17 protein-coding genes are annotated in these 15,480 nt (G+C 32.3%); 8 read left to right on the top strand and 9 right to left on the bottom strand.

Annotated elements, in window-relative coordinates:
• Positions 1 to 3 precede the first annotated feature (3 nt).
• On the top strand, positions 4 to 705 hold the full coding sequence (locus AD998_17535; protein ID KOY87692.1) for a hypothetical protein: 702 nt from the start codon (positions 4 to 6) through the stop codon (positions 703 to 705).
• A 72-nt stretch (positions 706 to 777) separates the two neighbouring features.
• On the top strand, positions 778 to 1,488 hold the full coding sequence (locus AD998_17530; GenBank protein KOY87691.1) for an oxidoreductase: 711 nt from the start codon (positions 778 to 780) through the stop codon (positions 1,486 to 1,488).
• Here the strand turns inward: AD998_17530 and AD998_17525 are convergent.
• The gene (locus tag AD998_17525; GenBank protein ID KOY87690.1) at positions 1,478 to 2,467 is read right to left on the bottom strand and encodes a hypothetical protein; all 990 of its coding nucleotides are present in this window, start codon (positions 2,465 to 2,467) and stop codon (positions 1,478 to 1,480) included. The two genes, AD998_17530 and AD998_17525, sit on opposite strands and share 11 nt — an antisense overlap.
• Before the next feature lie 99 nt (positions 2,468 to 2,566).
• On the opposite strand from AD998_17525, the gene AD998_17520 reads away from it, so the two are divergent.
• Entirely contained in the window at positions 2,567 to 4,291 is a 1,725-nt protein-coding gene (locus AD998_17520) for a hypothetical protein (protein KOY87689.1), read from the top strand.
• Here AD998_17520 and AD998_17515 read toward each other — a convergent pair.
• The 6 genes from AD998_17515 to AD998_17490 all read right to left on the bottom strand — a co-directional run bounded on the left by AD998_17515 (position 4,288) and on the right by AD998_17490 (position 9,177).
• A complete protein-coding gene (locus tag AD998_17515; protein ID KOY87688.1) occupies positions 4,288 to 5,367 on the bottom strand; it encodes a hypothetical protein in 1,080 nt (359 codons plus the stop codon). The genes AD998_17520 and AD998_17515 overlap by 4 nt on opposite strands.
• Positions 5,368 to 5,435: 68 nt before the next feature.
• The gene (locus AD998_17510) at positions 5,436 to 6,002 is read right to left on the bottom strand and encodes a Crp/Fnr family transcriptional regulator (GenBank protein ID KOY87687.1); all 567 of its coding nucleotides are present in this window, start codon (positions 6,000 to 6,002) and stop codon (positions 5,436 to 5,438) included.
• A 2-nt stretch (positions 6,003 to 6,004) separates the two neighbouring features.
• Positions 6,005 to 6,574, bottom strand: coding sequence for a hypothetical protein (locus AD998_17505; protein KOY87686.1), 570 nt, complete (start codon positions 6,572 to 6,574; stop codon positions 6,005 to 6,007).
• A 350-nt stretch (positions 6,575 to 6,924) separates the two neighbouring features.
• On the bottom strand, positions 6,925 to 8,190 hold the full coding sequence (locus AD998_17500; protein ID KOY87685.1) for a hypothetical protein: 1,266 nt from the start codon (positions 8,188 to 8,190) through the stop codon (positions 6,925 to 6,927).
• A 184-nt stretch (positions 8,191 to 8,374) separates the two neighbouring features.
• Positions 8,375 to 8,623 (bottom strand): hypothetical protein, encoded by a 249-nt coding sequence (locus tag AD998_17495; GenBank protein ID KOY87684.1) that lies wholly within the window; start codon positions 8,621 to 8,623, stop codon positions 8,375 to 8,377.
• Positions 8,624 to 8,628: 5 nt separating this feature from the next.
• The gene (locus tag AD998_17490) at positions 8,629 to 9,177 is read right to left on the bottom strand and encodes an alkylhydroperoxidase (protein KOY87683.1); all 549 of its coding nucleotides are present in this window, start codon (positions 9,175 to 9,177) and stop codon (positions 8,629 to 8,631) included.
• A 242-nt stretch (positions 9,178 to 9,419) separates the two neighbouring features.
• On the opposite strand from AD998_17490, the gene AD998_17485 reads away from it, so the two are divergent.
• The 3 genes from AD998_17485 (at position 9,420) to AD998_17475 (ending at position 10,756) form a co-directional block, all read left to right on the top strand.
• Positions 9,420 to 9,809 (top strand): hypothetical protein, encoded by a 390-nt coding sequence (locus AD998_17485; protein KOY87682.1) that lies wholly within the window; start codon positions 9,420 to 9,422, stop codon positions 9,807 to 9,809.
• Positions 9,810 to 9,889: 80 nt separating this feature from the next.
• Complete coding sequence (locus AD998_17480; GenBank protein KOY87681.1) at positions 9,890 to 10,180, top strand: hypothetical protein; 291 nt, start codon at positions 9,890 to 9,892, stop codon at positions 10,178 to 10,180.
• Positions 10,181 to 10,246: 66 nt separating this feature from the next.
• Positions 10,247 to 10,756: a hypothetical protein gene (locus tag AD998_17475; protein KOY87680.1), complete on the top strand. Its 510-nt coding sequence runs from the start codon at positions 10,247 to 10,249 to the stop codon at positions 10,754 to 10,756.
• A 136-nt stretch (positions 10,757 to 10,892) separates the two neighbouring features.
• On the opposite strand, the gene AD998_17470 is transcribed toward AD998_17475, so the two are convergent.
• Positions 10,893 to 11,633: an LPS export ABC transporter ATP-binding protein gene (locus tag AD998_17470; protein KOY87679.1), complete on the bottom strand. Its 741-nt coding sequence runs from the start codon at positions 11,631 to 11,633 to the stop codon at positions 10,893 to 10,895.
• A gap of 108 nt (positions 11,634 to 11,741) precedes the next feature.
• Between AD998_17470 and AD998_17465 the strand changes: the two genes are divergently transcribed.
• Both AD998_17465 and AD998_17460 read left to right on the top strand, forming a co-directional pair.
• On the top strand, positions 11,742 to 12,776 hold the full coding sequence (locus tag AD998_17465; GenBank protein ID KOY87678.1) for an aldo/keto reductase: 1,035 nt from the start codon (positions 11,742 to 11,744) through the stop codon (positions 12,774 to 12,776).
• Between the two features lie 5 nt (positions 12,777 to 12,781).
• On the top strand, positions 12,782 to 13,312 hold the full coding sequence (locus AD998_17460) for a hypothetical protein (GenBank protein ID KOY87677.1): 531 nt from the start codon (positions 12,782 to 12,784) through the stop codon (positions 13,310 to 13,312).
• A 39-nt stretch (positions 13,313 to 13,351) separates the two neighbouring features.
• Here AD998_17460 and AD998_17455 read toward each other — a convergent pair whose 3' ends face one another.
• Positions 13,352 to 15,466 (bottom strand): hypothetical protein, encoded by a 2,115-nt coding sequence (locus tag AD998_17455; protein ID KOY87676.1) that lies wholly within the window; start codon positions 15,464 to 15,466, stop codon positions 13,352 to 13,354.
• Between the last annotated feature and the right edge of the window lie 14 nt (positions 15,467 to 15,480).

Here is a 15,480-nt window from a genome sequence, read left to right as displayed (position 1 = left end):
TTTATGCAAGACGTTTCTAATCTCCCTAAAATTCCTGTTCAAAAAACACTTCTAGTATTAATAGGATTCCCTATTGTATCAACATTTATTTCCTTATTACTTTTAGATCGTACTGTTTTTACAGATTTAGGTTTAGATTTTTTCAATACCTTTTGGATAGCCATAACGATTTGGTATTTAATACAAATCATGATTGTTTATCAGATTATCAATCAAAAAGGCTGGAAATTGCAGGATATAGGTTTCTTATGGTCTCAAAAACAAATTATGTATTTCCTTTTAGGCTATTTTATACTAACAGGGATATTGATTGGAGGAATAGAATATATTTTATCAAATGCTATAATTGACAAAGAAAAATTATCCAAGTTATCTTCTTTAATTCCTAAAACAACTACATCAAGAATTATATTTGTTTGTATGGGATTGATTGCAGGAATAACGGAAGAAATAGTTTATAGAGGGTTTGCTATCAAGGTATTAGAAAGTTATAAAATTAGTAAGTGGATTGCAGTAATCATAGCAACTATCCCATTTATATTTCAGCATGGATTAAAATCTATTAACCAATTTGCATGGTTTATGGTATGGGGAATTATTTTAGGAATGTTGTTTTTATGGCGTAAAAACTTAACTATTAACATTGTAATTCATTGGCTTATAATACTTTCTGCTGTTTTGGGTATTTTACAAGTTATTAAATAGTTTAAACCTTTTCATTAAAACGCAAGTTTGCATAACAACAAAAAACTCTTACAACTATTTTACTTGTGTTTTATGACAAAAAATTATTTGATAGTGGGTGGTAGCTCTGGAATAGGTTTGGCACTTGCTCAAATGCTGAATTCTGAAGGGCATCAGGTTTGGGTAGCCTCCAGAGAATACAAATCAGAATTGGCACAAATTAGTGGTATTCATCATATTGTTTGGGATGTTCAGATGCCACTTTCAGGACAATTCGATACCCTCCCCGAAATACTACATGGAGTGGTATATTGTCCAGGAACTATTAATCTCAAACCTTTTCATAGACTTACAAGAGAAGAGTTTCAGCAAGACTTAAATGTTAATTTGTTGGGTGCAATAGATACGCTCCAAAACACATTTAAACATCTTAAAAATGCAAAAGGAGCAAGTGTAGTCTTATTTAGTACTGTAGCTTCTACCTTAGGGATGAACTTTCATTCTTCTATTGCAACAGCCAAAAGTGCCATAGAAGGTTTAGCAAAGTCTTTGGCTGCTGAATGGGCTAACAGTTTTATTAGAGTGAATGTAATTGCTCCATCCTTAACAGATACACCACTAGCAAGCAAACTATTGGCTGGAGAAGAAAAAAAAGAAGCAGCAGGCAAACGTCATCCTTTAGGCAGAGTAGGAACAGCACAAGATATTGCTGAAATGGCAAACTTCTTGCTTTCTGAAAAAACAAGCTGGATAACAGGACAAATAATAGGTGTAGATGGTGGAATGGGGACTCTTAAGCTGTAGAGCAAGAGTCCACATAACTAAACACCAAATTGGAAGCCAAACGAGCTGTTCTTCCATCCAAATCATATTTTGGATTAAGTTCAGCTACATCGAAGGCTAAAACTTTACCTGTTTGACTAATAAATTTGATTAAATCGGCTACAATAGTCGGGTAAATCCCTAAACCATTGAGAGCACTTACACCTGGGGCATAAGCAGCCGAAAAAACGTCTAAGCAAACTGTCATATAGACATAATCTACCTCTGCTATGAAATCGGCTAATTGTTTATGAATATGCTCTATAAACATAAAATCAAGCCTTTCGGAAAGTATATGGCGTACACCCCAATGTTCTGCTGTTTTAAATAATTTTGGAGTGTTGCTTACTCTTTGAATACCCAATACAAAGTAATTGAAAGACTGACCATTTTTTTGTAGGTCTTTGGCTATTTGCAAAAAGGGTGTTCCTGAAGATGGTTTATTATCAACGGTTTCTCTCATATCAAAATGAGCATCAAAATTGATAATACCTAAACGAGCATTTTTCTTTTCAATAAATTTTTTGATACCTAAATAATGCCCATAAGCTATTTCGTGTCCACCTCCCAGCAAAATAGTTTTATAATTATTTTCTAATACTTTTTCTATGATTTCGCCTAAATCTTCTTGGGCATCTTCTAAAAACTCTCCCAAGCAAAATATATCACCAGTATCCAATAAAGAAACTCTTTCTTCAAAATGCCAAGGCAGATTGGAGAGATGACTTCTAAGAACAGTAGCACCTTCAGCAGCACCTAATCGCCCCTGATTTCTTCTTACACCTTCATCAGAACAAAAACCCAATAATGCAAAACCTTTCTGATTTTCTGTAATAGCAGGAAATATGGTAGAGTCATTGATGCTTGTAATTTGTATTTTTTGATGCCAACGCAGCCCATCTTTTCCATCTATTAAATCTTCTCTGCCTCGCCAATTTTTCTTATCAGGTTTACGATACATAAGCTATTGAAAAAAATTAGAATATTTACTGACAACGAATGTATATAAATTTGTACCTTTTTCCAAGAAAAAGGTAAATTTTACAAAATACTTGAAACGATGCAACTCTCAAAAACTGTATTTTATCTGATAGCATTTGTATTATTGATTTTGTTGGTATGTGTAGGATATCAATGGCATTGTTTTTATGTAAATTCTTATCAAACAATATTAAAAACTTATTTAGTAAATCATCCTGATATTTATAGACATCATTTATTTGGAAAACAATTGTTTACTCCAAAAACATATCAGCAGGCTCTTGTGTGGTTGCTTGTGGGTTTTAACGTTACCTATTTGCTGAAAGCTTTTTGGTGGCATTATCAAACACCCATCATATCTCATATTCAAAAACTATCAGAAGATTTTAAGTCTATCAAAAAAACTTTTATGAATATTTTCTTGGCACATACTTCCACACAAAAGAAAATGTTTATAGGTCTTGTAGGTTGTGTACTGATTCATCAAATTTATATGTACAATACGATTTTTGTGGCTATGGATGAGTCGTTTTCGTGGTTATATTTTGCTTCGCAAGGAGTAAGTGTAACCATTACACACTATCCTGTTCCCAATAATCATGTTTTTTATAATTTGTGTAGTAGTTTTTGGAATCTATTAATTATTGATGATATTTTGGCTATACGTATAACGGCTCTGCTCTCTTTTTGGGCATTGTGGAGTATGTGTTATGTGTATTTATACCGAAAATTTAATTTTTCAACAGCTTATGTTAGTAGTATTATTTTAGGCTTGGGTTTTAGCCAATCTGTATTTTCTGTGCAAGCAAGAGGATATATGTTGTGTACATTCTTGATTGTATTAGCTTTCTTTTGTTTGCTCGAATACCTTGAAAAAAGAACTTCATTTTATCTTTTTATTTTTACAATAGCCTGTATTTTAGGTTTTTTTACTATACCTGTATTTCTATTTGCTATGATAGCTTTTTATGGATATTTGCTGTGGCAATTTTTCCAAAAAAGACATCAAGATACATTCCAAACGTTTTTTGTTGTAGGTTTAATAGTTATGGCTTGTGTATTTTTGCTTTATCTGCCTATTTTGGTGTATAGCGGAAAAAATGCTTTGTTTGGCAATGAAAATGTAAGCCCAACAAGCTACGATAGCCATAAATTTTTTACTTACATTTTGCCCATTGCTTTTAGGGAGTCTATTATTTATGTGTTCAGTATTCCTAAATATGTGGCATTTACAGGGGCTTTGTTTGTTACAATAGCAGGTTTTTATTTATTTAAAAATCGAAAAAAGTTACACCTTCCACTATTTTATGAAAAATTTTGGTCTTTTATTGCAGTATCTTTGTTTACAGCGGGTATTGTAATATGTATAATGCGGGCATTTCCTTTTTATAGAGTATGGACATATTATGCTGTTTTTCTATCTTTTATGCTTGGTATTGTACTGAGCCAATGGATGCAAACTTTTGTTAATATTCGTTTAATTCTTTTTTTAGTTTTAATATTTATATTCTCTTTTACTCAATTTCACAGAGAAATTGAAGATTTCTATGAACCACAATCTTATATACATCATAAAAAAATAGAAAAGGAAATAAGAGAGTGTATCGAATCAAAAAAGACTATACATTCATCAGAAGAAGCTTTTTATGTTCGTTTTTGGCTGAAATACCATAATGCTGAAAACTTATTAAAAGAAAATCCTTGTAGTGCTGAGATAATTATACAAGATGTTCAATACCCTCCACCAATATGCTATAAAAATTTTAGAGATATTAGTTTTTTGAGAGTTTATCAGAACAATTAACCTGAGAATTTTCGCATAATACTTTCTAAAATACCATTTTTATACTTTTTGAGCCAAAAATAGCTCCATACAACACTCAAAATGAAATACAGAGTACCAAATAAAAGAATCTGGATAGGTGCAATGGCTTTATGCGTATTGATAGTACTTTCATAAGGATGTTCCGTAATAATGGCAAAAAGGATAATACCCAGCGTCAAATGAGAGATGTAATGTGTAAGCGTCATTTTGCCTGTAGAAACCAATGACTGAACTATCCATGAGTCTTTTTTTAATATTCTCCCCAAATACATGAAAAAAACAATGACCATTACACCAAAAGAGGCTGTTCCCAACATAAATGGCAAAAAAGGAGGAATATAATCTGCTTCAAGATAAAATAATAAATCTTTATGAGCATTTAACTTTTTAGTGAAAGTTTGTAAGATAAAAACACTTCCATAAAGGCTTAGACTAATCCAAAAAAGTTTTTTCAAAATTTCAGTTTTTTGCCAATCGAGTCTGCCAAGCCACATACCCAAGAAAAAATAAGCTACCCAAGGAAAAATGGGATTCCAGCCATTATAAAAGGTGTTTCTTAGAAAGCCTTCCAACGTCCAGAAATCTGTATAACTCAAGGTATCAAAATTCCAGCCTTTTTCGTAAGGAATAATCAGTAACAAAATATGAAATATCAGGATTGCCCCAAAAATAATCCATCCATAATACTTTCTATCTACAAATAGAAAAATGATAGCCAAGTGCATATATCCTGCATAAAAATGTAAAATATCAGCAGGCCACCAAGTATAAAGCAATAGCCCAACCACAAATAAAAACCAAGAACGTTTACTAATAATATTTTTTATTTCTTTCTTCTCCTCTGAGGTGTAATGGCTTTGATTAGACATCAGGGCAATTCCCATACCTGCAAGCATAACAAAGATAGAGCTTGAATTTCCATTGAATAAAGTTAGAAATGAGCCTAAAACACTGGTATCTTGATGAGAGCCAAAAACTGTATTAAAATTTACGATAAACATACCAAAAATGGCATAAGCTCTTGCCAAATCAAATCCTATAATTCTGTCTTTCATAAAATTTTTATTTCTACAAAACAAGAAGAAAGACTTTGTATAAAATTTGACTTAGGTCAAATAAAATATCAGATTTTAGCTCTGATACGGCTCAAAGTTTCCAATGAAATACCCAAATAAGAAGCAATATAGGTAAGAGGTACAAATTGTACGATTTTGGGCTGTTTTTCAAAAAGATTCAGATAACGCTCAGAAGCACTCAATGTATGAAATTCAAATAAACGTTCTTCGAGCCAAATAGCATAATATTCTGTAAGCATCAAATCTAATTCGGTCAATTTTGGAAATTGTTGCTTCATTTTTTGAAATAAGGTGTAATCTGTAACAGCTACCGAAATATCTGTAAGGGCTTGAATATACTCTTTACTTGGCTTTTGGAGGGTGTAGCTTTCAAAAGAGATAGCCAAATCATCTTCAAAATATAATTCGGTTGTGATGTCCTTTCCATCATGCAAATAATATTTACGAGCTATCCCTCTGATTACCCAATAACTTTTTCGACAAACATCATCTTCTTTCAGCAAAAAATCACCTTTGGTAAAATGCTGAATGTGGCTCATATCATGAAATGCTTTGGAAGAATCCACATCCAAGTTTTTAATAAAATCTCTGATTCTTTGGAGATATGAGTGCATAGTTACTCCACAATAATATCATATTTACTCAATAAACCCAGCAAGCCTGATGTTGAAAACTTAGTTTTCTTGGATTTGTTGTTTTCTAAATCTATGGTGTAATTGTAAGCAGTTCTGAAATCTGTTTTTTCTAAATTGGTATTCTCAAAAATAGCTTTAGAAAGGTTACAGGCATCAAAAACGGCTTGAGTTAAGTCTGTTTCTGTGAAGTCTGCTTCCTCCAAATCGCAGTTTTTGAATGTGGTACTCTTTAGTTTTAATTTATAAAAAGAAGCCAGTTTGAGTTGGCAATTCTCAAATTTAAAAGCAATTAAAAACTCATTTGCATTCTGAAAATGCAAGCCTAAAAGTTTACAATTTTTAAAGTGTACTGTTTTGAAACTTGTTGATTTATAGATTTTTGCCATACTTACATTACAGTTCTCAAATTCACATTCCGAAAAAGTGATATGAGACAAATCTACACCCGAAAAATCACAATTTATAAAACTACAAGCTTCATACTCGCCTTTGGGAAGCGATGTTTCTGTAAAATCTATTTTATTAAAGTTTTTTTCTGACGTGTACGACATAAACTAACTTAACTATCAAACAAAACCAAATAAATATAATTAAAAAATATACTATAAACCCAAATATATTAAAATTTATAAAAATGGGAATATATAATAAAGGTACCCATTTTTCCATCCTCAATACAGGATTTATTTCTGTATACCTTGGAAGCCAAAGTATACAAGATTAGCAAAATCGAACAAAAAACGACTGACTTTAAGACAATCTACTTCATTCATATAAATTAGTTACATAAAATTAGAATTGCCTTGAGGGGTTTATTTGTAAAAAATGAGGATGATTTTATAAGAAAAAAGAGTTTTTTCACAGCCTATTTTGCAAATACTTTTGATGTGTGTAGTTGTAGTTATTTTATCCAATCAGCTTGTAGAAACGATTTATAAATAGTATTTAAATTCTTTTCCTTTAATATATCACTTATTTTTTCTGTCACGCCAAAATAACAACCTTGACAAGTATTAAGTTGAATTTGCGATTTACTTAGTTCAGTCATTCTTTTTAGTTCAGGAAGTGAGATCTCTTTCCCCTTACGTTTTAAAAAATCAAGTCCAATATACCCGTAAGTAGCAATTTCAGGATTTATTGAGTGTAACCAAGTTGCCAGCTCATTATATTTATTTTCTTCTACAAGGGTCAGCATCATTTGACATTTTTCAGGTGGTGTTCCTCCAATTCCGCACAATGTCCCATATGTGTACACTATAAAAGGATAATTCAATATAATTGATGTATCTAGCTTTCTTTCGCTTTTAGTTAAAAGATTACTGATTTTAGCTATTTCGTTTCTTTCAAGAATAATTTGATTTCCAACTTGATTTGAAAGCCTCAAATAAATTAGGTTGTCATGTGATTTGATTATATTAAGATTATATGAGTTGCGAGCTATTCTTATTTCTACATATTCTTGAGATAGGTCATATTCAATTTTTCTTTCAAAATTTGTCTTTTTCTCTAGACCATAGGGCTCTTTTTCTGTTTTTTTCTGATTTTGCCAAAAAGAATCTAGTCTTTTGAAATCAATAATGTCTGCTTTTAGTATTGAAATTAATTCTTGAAGCTTCCTTTCTACAGGTTCATTATTAAATTCAAAATTTACTCTTGATGATGTGCCAAATTCTCCGTCATTGTGGATTTCAATTTTAGATATTTTCTCTTTGGGATTAAATCCTTTTTTGCTTGGGTCTCTTTTAATGTAAAAGGAAATACCTTTTTGAGGTCGCCATGCGTAATCTCTAGAAGTAAAGCAGCCATTTTCATTATACAACTTCCACACTTCATTCATTGTACTTTCATTCAATACAATTCCATTATGCACTTTAGCTTGAAAAGGAGATTCTACAGAAATTGAACGAACGATTTGATTTTTATCATACGGGTTAATCTGAAAGGTTAATCCTTTTTTGTTGTATTGATAATAGGTAACCAATGTTGTTGTAGATATCAAATAATCGTCACCGAATTGTTTAATTACATCTGAGATATTTGAAGAGTCCAAAACAACTGAAATACCCTCAATACCTTTCCCTGGTAATAACAAATTGGTTTGTCCAAAAGATGGTAAAACCCAAGTGAGTAAAAAGAATATTTTTAATATTCGGAGGGTCGTTCTCATAAATATATTGTTGATATAAAATATTGTTTATTAGTATTTTATATTGCATGCAATATATGCTAAATGATTTGATTTTTTTTATTGACATGAGTATGTTCTTTTGTGCTGCCAAGTGATTTTATTTGTAATTGTTGAAAACTATATTGCTGACATTACAATTCTGTTTTTTAGAGGTGTAAATAAATTATCCATTTTTTTGATTGTTTTTGTTCCAAGAAATAAACCCACGAATGTTCATGATTAAAAAAACAATATTTCCTATTCCTATTCCTAAACTGTTCATTAAAGCCAAGCCAAGAAATATCCAAGTGACATTTGCTAAAGAAAAACTAATAAAGCCATATTTGTTTTTATTACCCAAAAGATAAACAGCTAAAAGGCTTAATATCATTGCCAGCCAGTCGAGTGTGTAATATTTTAAAAATTGTTCCATGATTTTTAAATTTGTTCTGCTAATGGGAAATCAATTTCGAAACCAGTTAAATTATGTAAGTAATTACTGATAATTTTGTCACCCACTACAATAACTACATCTATCATATTAGCTTCAGTATATCCAACTGCAAAAAATGCTTCTTTGCTCTCTTCAGTCGCCTTACCACGATTTTCAACTGTTGATGCAGTAAATTTTACTAAGGCATCAAGTTTGTTATCAAAGCTTGCACTTCCTTTTCTTAATTCAATGATTTGCTCATCTGTAAAACCATTCATTCTACCTAATATTGTGTGTGCTGATTGACAATAACGACAACCATTCATTTGGCTGGTTACTAAGTTAATGGCTTCTCTTTCTTTTGCTTTTAATGTACTTTTGCGATTTTGCAAAGTGATATAGTCTGCTAATGCTGTTTCATTTTTAGCGAAGTAAGCATACAAATTGGGAACGAAGCCCAGACCTTTTTGAAGGTTATCAAAAATACCTTGATTGTTGGCAGAAATATCTGCTCTTGTTGGAACTGTAAAAGTTCTTGTTTCTGTTGTTTTCATTTTACCTTGTATTGAAATGTTTTATGTCATTATTGACAATACAAAGGTGCAAGGAGTTACAACGATTAAAAATGAAGTAGTTTAGGAAATTTAGTTGAAGTAGTTCAACTTTTCTTTGAAATCCTGCCTTATTCCGAAAATAAGCTTACACAACTTATAGATTTCTCTAAAAAAGTTATCCAATATTTAAAAAACATAGTTCAAAATAATACCCATATTTGTAATAGAAAATTAAAAACTAGATGTATTCTATTACTTGTATTATCTGTGATGAAAATGGCAATTCTGTTTTCATCCAAAAGACTTATCCAAAATCTGAAAGAAGTGGAATGTACTTGTCTGAGCAAATAGGTTCTAAAAATTTTAGGATAAGAGAAAGTGATGCATACTATAAATCTTTTTGGCATTTAGCTGGTGATCCAACCCTTATCATTGTACTGCAAGGAATCCTAAGAATTACTTTGCAGAATAATCAATATATGGATTTTTGTGCTGGAGACATGTTTATAGCAGCAGACAACCTTCCGATAGAGATTCAATTTGACCCAGCAGTACATGGTCACATGGCTGAAGTAATAAGTGAAGTTCCACTTAGGGCTATTCACGTAAAACTGCTTGACTTTAAGGTTTAGCTTGGAACAATCATTTAATAACTTTATAGTATAAAAAACACAATCGTTTATTAAACTAAAATAACATTAATTTTACTTCAATGAAAGATGAACTTATTCAAACATTACATCCCCAAGTTGGCAAAACAAATAAAAAAATATCGTTAGTAAAATACAATTTTATTAAAGAGAATTTATTGACAATTTTAACAGAAGGTGAATACACTCATACAGAATTAATGGAAGAATTATATATAAGAGTTAAAGATACTTTTGAGGGTGGTGTGCAGTGGTATGGCGAAACAGTAAAACTTGACTTGGAAGCACGAGAATTAGTAGAAAGAACAAAAAATAAGCCTGAGAAGTATAGATTGAAAACAACGAACCACTAATTTATAGTATGTAGCACAACATCAAACTGTGAAAAAACTATCAAAAATGATTATAGCCCAGAGAAAATGAAAGTCATAAATATCCATAAAAGAGAAATTCAGCAACCAAAGACTGAAATTGCCAAGTTATTTAATACTTTGGCAACAAACAATGATATGATGTTAGCAACGGATAAATGGTCACCTATGAAGTTGGACAATGGATTACAGGTTGGCTCAAAAGGCGGACATGGACCAATAAAATATTTTGTAACAGAATACCAGCCAAATAGCTCAATTACATTTCAATTTGACTTGACTGGTTTTAATGGTTTTCACAAGTTTGAAATCCGAGAATTAGAAGTAAATAGGACAGAACTTTCTCATATTATTGATATGACGACTTCGGGTTTAGCTTCATTGAAGTGGGCATTAGCAATTCGGTGGTTACACGATGCCTACATTGAAGATGCATTTGACAAAGTTGAAAATCATTTTTCAGAAGACAAAAAAAATAGTGAATGGAATTTCTGGGTTAGAATATTAAGAAAAATAATGAAACCGAAAAAAAATAAAGAAAAAAGCACCAATCTTTAATGAAAACTTAAAAAAACAATACCAAAAGACTATTTTCAGAACTTTCAAAAAATGCACCCAAATGCCCTATGGGCATTAATCCATATAAAACAATAACAGAGAATCCAAAAACCCAATGCCAAAGTTGCATAAAACCCTAAACCTGAAATACCTTTTTCTTAAACTCGTACAATTCGCCTAAGTATTTTTTACGTACTTCTTCATCTTGAGCGAGATTTTCGGGGATGCCTTCTTTAAACACTTTTCCTTCACTCATTACATACACCCAGTCTGTAATAGAAAGCGTTTCGTCTGCGTTGTGGTCGGTAATGAGAACGCCTAAATTCTTGAATTTAAGTTTATAGACAATTTTTTGAATTTCCTCTACGGCAAGAGGGTCAACGCCAGCGAAAGGCTCATCCAATAGAATAAATTTAGGTCTGGTAGCTAAGGCTCTTGCAATTTCGGTACGTCTGCGTTCACCTCCAGAAAGTACTTTTCCCATATTTTTGCGTACATGTGTAAGACTAAACTCTTCCAAAAGTTCTTCTGTTCGTTCTTTTTGCTCCTTTTTGGGAATATTCATCATTTCAAGTACAGCCTTGATGTTGTCTTCAACACTCAAATTTCTAAAAACAGAAGCCTCCTGAGCCAAATATCCAAGTCCCAGTCTTGCTCTTTTGAACATAGGTAAGGCTGTAATTTCTTGGTCTTCTAAAAAGATGCGTCCTTCATCAGGTTTTACCAAGCCCACAGTCATGTAGAAAGTAGTTGTTTTTCCTGCTCCATTGTGTCCCAAAAGCCCTACAATTTGCCCTTGCTCTACTTGCACAGATACATTATTTACTACATAGCGTTTGCCATAACGCTTAATCAGATTTTCAGCTCGTAACTTCATAGTTTATTGAGATTTCCCGAAAATTATACAAAACCTTTGCCAAAGGTCAGAATAAAATATTATTTTTACAAGGTAAAAGGCAAATCGAGGCAATTAAACAATCAGATTATGTTGTATAAATTATTTGGAAAAAGTGGCTTGCGTGTATCCGAAATATGTCTGGGTACCATGACATTCGGAACAGAGTGGGGGACTGGTGCGGATAAAGATGAGAGTAAAAAAATATTTGATGCTTTTGCCAATCAAGGAGGTAATTTTTTAGATACAGCCAACCGATATACTGAAGGTACAAGCGAAAAGTGGGTAGGAGAATTTATAGCTTCACAAAGAGATTATTTTGTGGTAGCAACCAAATATACACTTTATGATGACCGTAAAGACCCTAATGCTTCGGGCAACCACAGAAAGAATCTTCGCCGTTCTGTTGAAGAAAGCCTGAAAAGAATGAAAACTGAGTACATTGATTTGCTTTGGCTACACATGTGGGATTTTACGACAGGTGTAGATGAAGTAATGCGAAGCTTGGAGGATTTGATACGTTCTGGAAAAGTAAATTATATAGGCATTTCCGATACGCCAGCTTGGATTGTAGCCAAAGCTAATACACTTGCTGAACTTAGAGGTTGGGAGGCTTTTGTGGGTTTACAAATAGAATATAGCCTAATTCAGCGTACACCTGAAAGAGATTTGTTGCCTATGGCAAAAGATTTTGGAATGGCTATTACACCTTGGTCGCCATTGGGAGCAGGAATGCTGACAGGAAAATACAATGATGGTATTGATAAAGAAGGCAGACTGACTGAAAGTAGCCGTAAAATCAACGATAAAAATAGGCAAATTGCTAAAAAGGTAAGTGAATTTGCTCAAAAATTAGGCTATAGTTCTGCTCAAGTAGCCTTGAACTGGCTACGTCAAAAAGATGAACAAATTATGCCTATTGTGGGTTCTCGTAAAGTAAGCCAAATAGAAGATTGCTTGGGTTGTTTACGTTTTGAGCTTCCCAATGAAATGATGCGGGAACTCGATGCTATCAGCGAAATAGAATTGGGCTTTCCTCACGATTTTTACAGTGTACCTACTGTTCAAGAAGTGATATTTGGAGACAATGTTAAGAAAATTATTAACCACAAAATACATCCATAAAATTTATGTTCTATTTGTTAGTAATAAAATCTATCGGTATACTTCCTGTGGCTTTGGCTATGGGAAGCTTTTTATTTTTAATATATCTTTTGAGTTATCATACACTACAAAAGTCTTTTAGAGAAGTAGATAATAATAGAAGTAGCTATATAGAAATGGGTAAGACCAAATATGAAATAGCAAACTTGATAGTAAATATTTTAAGAGAAAAAGGAGATGATTTGTTTAGCTATGACAAAATGTTGAGTTTGGGTAGTACTCTGATGAGTACTCAAGTAGGAATAGAAGACAATGTGAGAGCAAACATAGCAGTTCAAAAAGAGATAGATTTATTGCAAGCTATTATAGTAAATACACCTCATTTGCAGCAAAATTCTCAAATTCAGGAACTTATAAAGCAACTTCAAGAGCAAGAAAAAAAATATTTGGTAGCCTATAAAAAATATGCTTATAACTTAAAATACTATAATAGTTTTGTATCAAAAATGCCTTCTAAGCTTGTAGCCAAAATAGCAGGGTTTAAGAAAATTGCTTAATAAAACAAAAAGCCTCTCTGATATGAGAGGCTTTTTGTTTTATTTCTTATCTAAGATTTTAATTTCTGTACGACGATTGATTTGATGAAGTATATCTCTTGTTTTCTTATCTTTAAATTTACTGATATAAACAGGAGTTAATTCATCTCCTTCTTTCAAGAAATCGTATTGCTCTGCAAGTTCTTTGGTTACTTTTTTAGGAACAATCTCGCCATAACCTTGAGGAATGATTCTACTCTTATCAATACCTCCTTTGGTAATCAAATAATCTACTGCTGATTGAGACCTTCTTTGTGAAAGAGCATCATTATCAGATTCTGTACCAACATCATCTGTATGTGAACCCAACTCAAGTTTTACATTCGGGTTATCTTTGATAAATATTAAGAACTCATCTAACACTTTAGCAGCATCAGGACGAATATCCCATTTATTGAAATCGTATTGTACACTAATCTCAAATTTGGTTTTATCATCAAATTCTTGAAGTTTCAATTCATAGACAAATGTAGTATCTATTACAGGGCGAGCAGGCAAGTATTTTTCAGGGATTTTTACTACTGCAAAATTATTACGAGCAGTCAGATAGCTTTTCTTTTGCTCAATAACATCACCTGTTGCTGTGAAAGCCAATTTACCATCTTTTACTGCAATTTTTTCAGTAAGAGCCTCATCATCAGTATAAAACTCTTGAATTACGTTGTTGTTATCATCCAAAAGTTTTACTCTTGCTTTAGGCAATATAATTTCTGTTTGGTCTAATTTCACACCAATCGTCTTGAAACGTACAGAGTAGTTTACAACACGTTCTTTAGGTCTCTTATCAACAAAAGCGAAAATATCGTCATCACCTTTGCCTTCTGCTCTGTTAGAAGAGAAGTAACCTTCTGTATCAGAAGTGAATAGAATGCTAAAATCGTCAAATGCAGAGTTGATAGGAGAGCCTAAATTCTCTATTGTAATTTTACCATCTTTACGTTCCGCAATAAAAATATCCAAACCACCTAAACCAGCATGTCCATCAGAAGAGAAATACATTCTACCATCAGCAGCTACATAGGGAAAATACTCATCAGCTTCAGTATTGATAGTACTTCCTAAATTACGAACTTCGCCCCAAGTACCATCTTTTTTCTTTTTAGCACTGAATAAATCATGTCTTCCATAAGTTCTTGTACCTTTATCATCAAATTCTCTATCTGAAACAAAATATAAAGTTTGCCCATCAACAGAAAGGAATGGCTGAGAATCCCAAGCATAAGCTTTAGGAGTAGATTTAGAATTAGGTTTGCCATAAAAAGCTTCATTATCACCACTACTCACACCTTCGAGTAAACGAGGTTCAGACCAGTTGCCATCAGTCCCCAATTCAGAAATATACAATTTCATATTTTTAGGTCCTTTCTTACGATTTTGAGAAGCACCTCTAGAGAAAATCATGGTTTTACCATCTCTACTAAATGTAGGTGTTCCTTCATTTACACCTTCTTTATGGATATTTGGGTCAAATAAAGCTACTTTGCCATCTCCAGATTGTAAATTTTGAAGAGGAATAGAGTAAATACCTAAGTTTTTTTGTCCATTAATATCTGATTCAGCAGATTTATCACGTGAAGCACTTACCAATAATTTATCTTGATAAATAACAGGAGCAAATTCAGCAAAAGTAGTATTGAGATTTTCAACAGGTTTTACTTCATAAAAAGTAGTAATTTTAGCTATTTCATCACGTTTTGTAATATTTTGTATTTCACGTTTTGCTCTAGCAACATAATTTCTGTTTTTACCTTTTTTTACATAGTTTTCGTATTGTTTCTTGGCTTCTTCATACTTCCCATTTTCTTCTAAAACTACTGCATAATAAAACTTAGCATCATCTGCGTGATCCTCGTGATGTGTTTTAGGTATTTTTTTATTATAAACTTTTGCATAATACTCTTCAGCTTCACGCAAACGGTTTGATTTACGATAAGCTTGAGCTAAATAGAAATTGACAAGAGGGTCGTCAGGTTTAGATTGATGAGCCTTTTTGAGAATATTAATTGCATCATTATACTCTCCTTGGTCGTATTTTTGATAGCCTTTCTTAAATCCTCCACAAGCTGTCAGCAAAGCAAGGCTTAAGATGAGACTCAAACGAACGAAATTTTGCATATCTTTAAATAATT

Source organism: bacterium 336/3 (genome assembly GCA_001281695.1).
In the GTDB taxonomy this organism is placed as follows: Bacteria; Bacteroidota; Bacteroidia; order Cytophagales; family Thermonemataceae; genus Raineya.
Note: the sequence above shows the minus strand (reverse complement) of the source record. Positions and strands in the feature narration are given on the sequence as shown.

Excerpts from the sequence above, each read along its gene's own strand:
- AD998_17495 (KOY87684.1), bottom strand. The coding sequence starts at position 8,623 with ATGGAACAATTTTTAAAATATTACACACTCGACTGGCTGGCAATGATA.
- AD998_17505 (KOY87686.1), bottom strand. The coding sequence starts at position 6,574 with ATGTCGTACACGTCAGAAAAAAACTTTAATAAAATAGATTTTACAGAA.
- AD998_17460 (KOY87677.1), top strand. The coding sequence starts at position 12,782 with ATGTTCTATTTGTTAGTAATAAAATCTATCGGTATACTTCCTGTGGCT.
- AD998_17525 (KOY87690.1), bottom strand. The coding sequence starts at position 2,467 with ATGTATCGTAAACCTGATAAGAAAAATTGGCGAGGCAGAGAAGATTTA.
- AD998_17535 (KOY87692.1), top strand. The coding sequence starts at position 4 with ATGCAAGACGTTTCTAATCTCCCTAAAATTCCTGTTCAAAAAACACTT.
- AD998_17530 (KOY87691.1), top strand. The coding sequence starts at position 778 with ATGACAAAAAATTATTTGATAGTGGGTGGTAGCTCTGGAATAGGTTTG.
- AD998_17515 (KOY87688.1), bottom strand. The coding sequence starts at position 5,367 with ATGAAAGACAGAATTATAGGATTTGATTTGGCAAGAGCTTATGCCATT.
- AD998_17490 (KOY87683.1), bottom strand. The coding sequence starts at position 9,177 with ATGAAAACAACAGAAACAAGAACTTTTACAGTTCCAACAAGAGCAGAT.
- AD998_17500 (KOY87685.1), bottom strand. The coding sequence starts at position 8,190 with ATGAGAACGACCCTCCGAATATTAAAAATATTCTTTTTACTCACTTGG.
- AD998_17520 (KOY87689.1), top strand. The coding sequence starts at position 2,567 with ATGCAACTCTCAAAAACTGTATTTTATCTGATAGCATTTGTATTATTG.
- AD998_17510 (KOY87687.1), bottom strand. The coding sequence starts at position 6,002 with ATGCACTCATATCTCCAAAGAATCAGAGATTTTATTAAAAACTTGGAT.
- AD998_17475 (KOY87680.1), top strand. The coding sequence starts at position 10,247 with ATGAAAGTCATAAATATCCATAAAAGAGAAATTCAGCAACCAAAGACT.
- AD998_17455 (KOY87676.1), bottom strand. The coding sequence starts at position 15,466 with ATGCAAAATTTCGTTCGTTTGAGTCTCATCTTAAGCCTTGCTTTGCTG.
- AD998_17485 (KOY87682.1), top strand. The coding sequence starts at position 9,420 with ATGTATTCTATTACTTGTATTATCTGTGATGAAAATGGCAATTCTGTT.
- AD998_17465 (KOY87678.1), top strand. The coding sequence starts at position 11,742 with ATGTTGTATAAATTATTTGGAAAAAGTGGCTTGCGTGTATCCGAAATA.
- AD998_17470 (KOY87679.1), bottom strand. The coding sequence starts at position 11,633 with ATGAAGTTACGAGCTGAAAATCTGATTAAGCGTTATGGCAAACGCTAT.
- AD998_17480 (KOY87681.1), top strand. The coding sequence starts at position 9,890 with ATGAAAGATGAACTTATTCAAACATTACATCCCCAAGTTGGCAAAACA.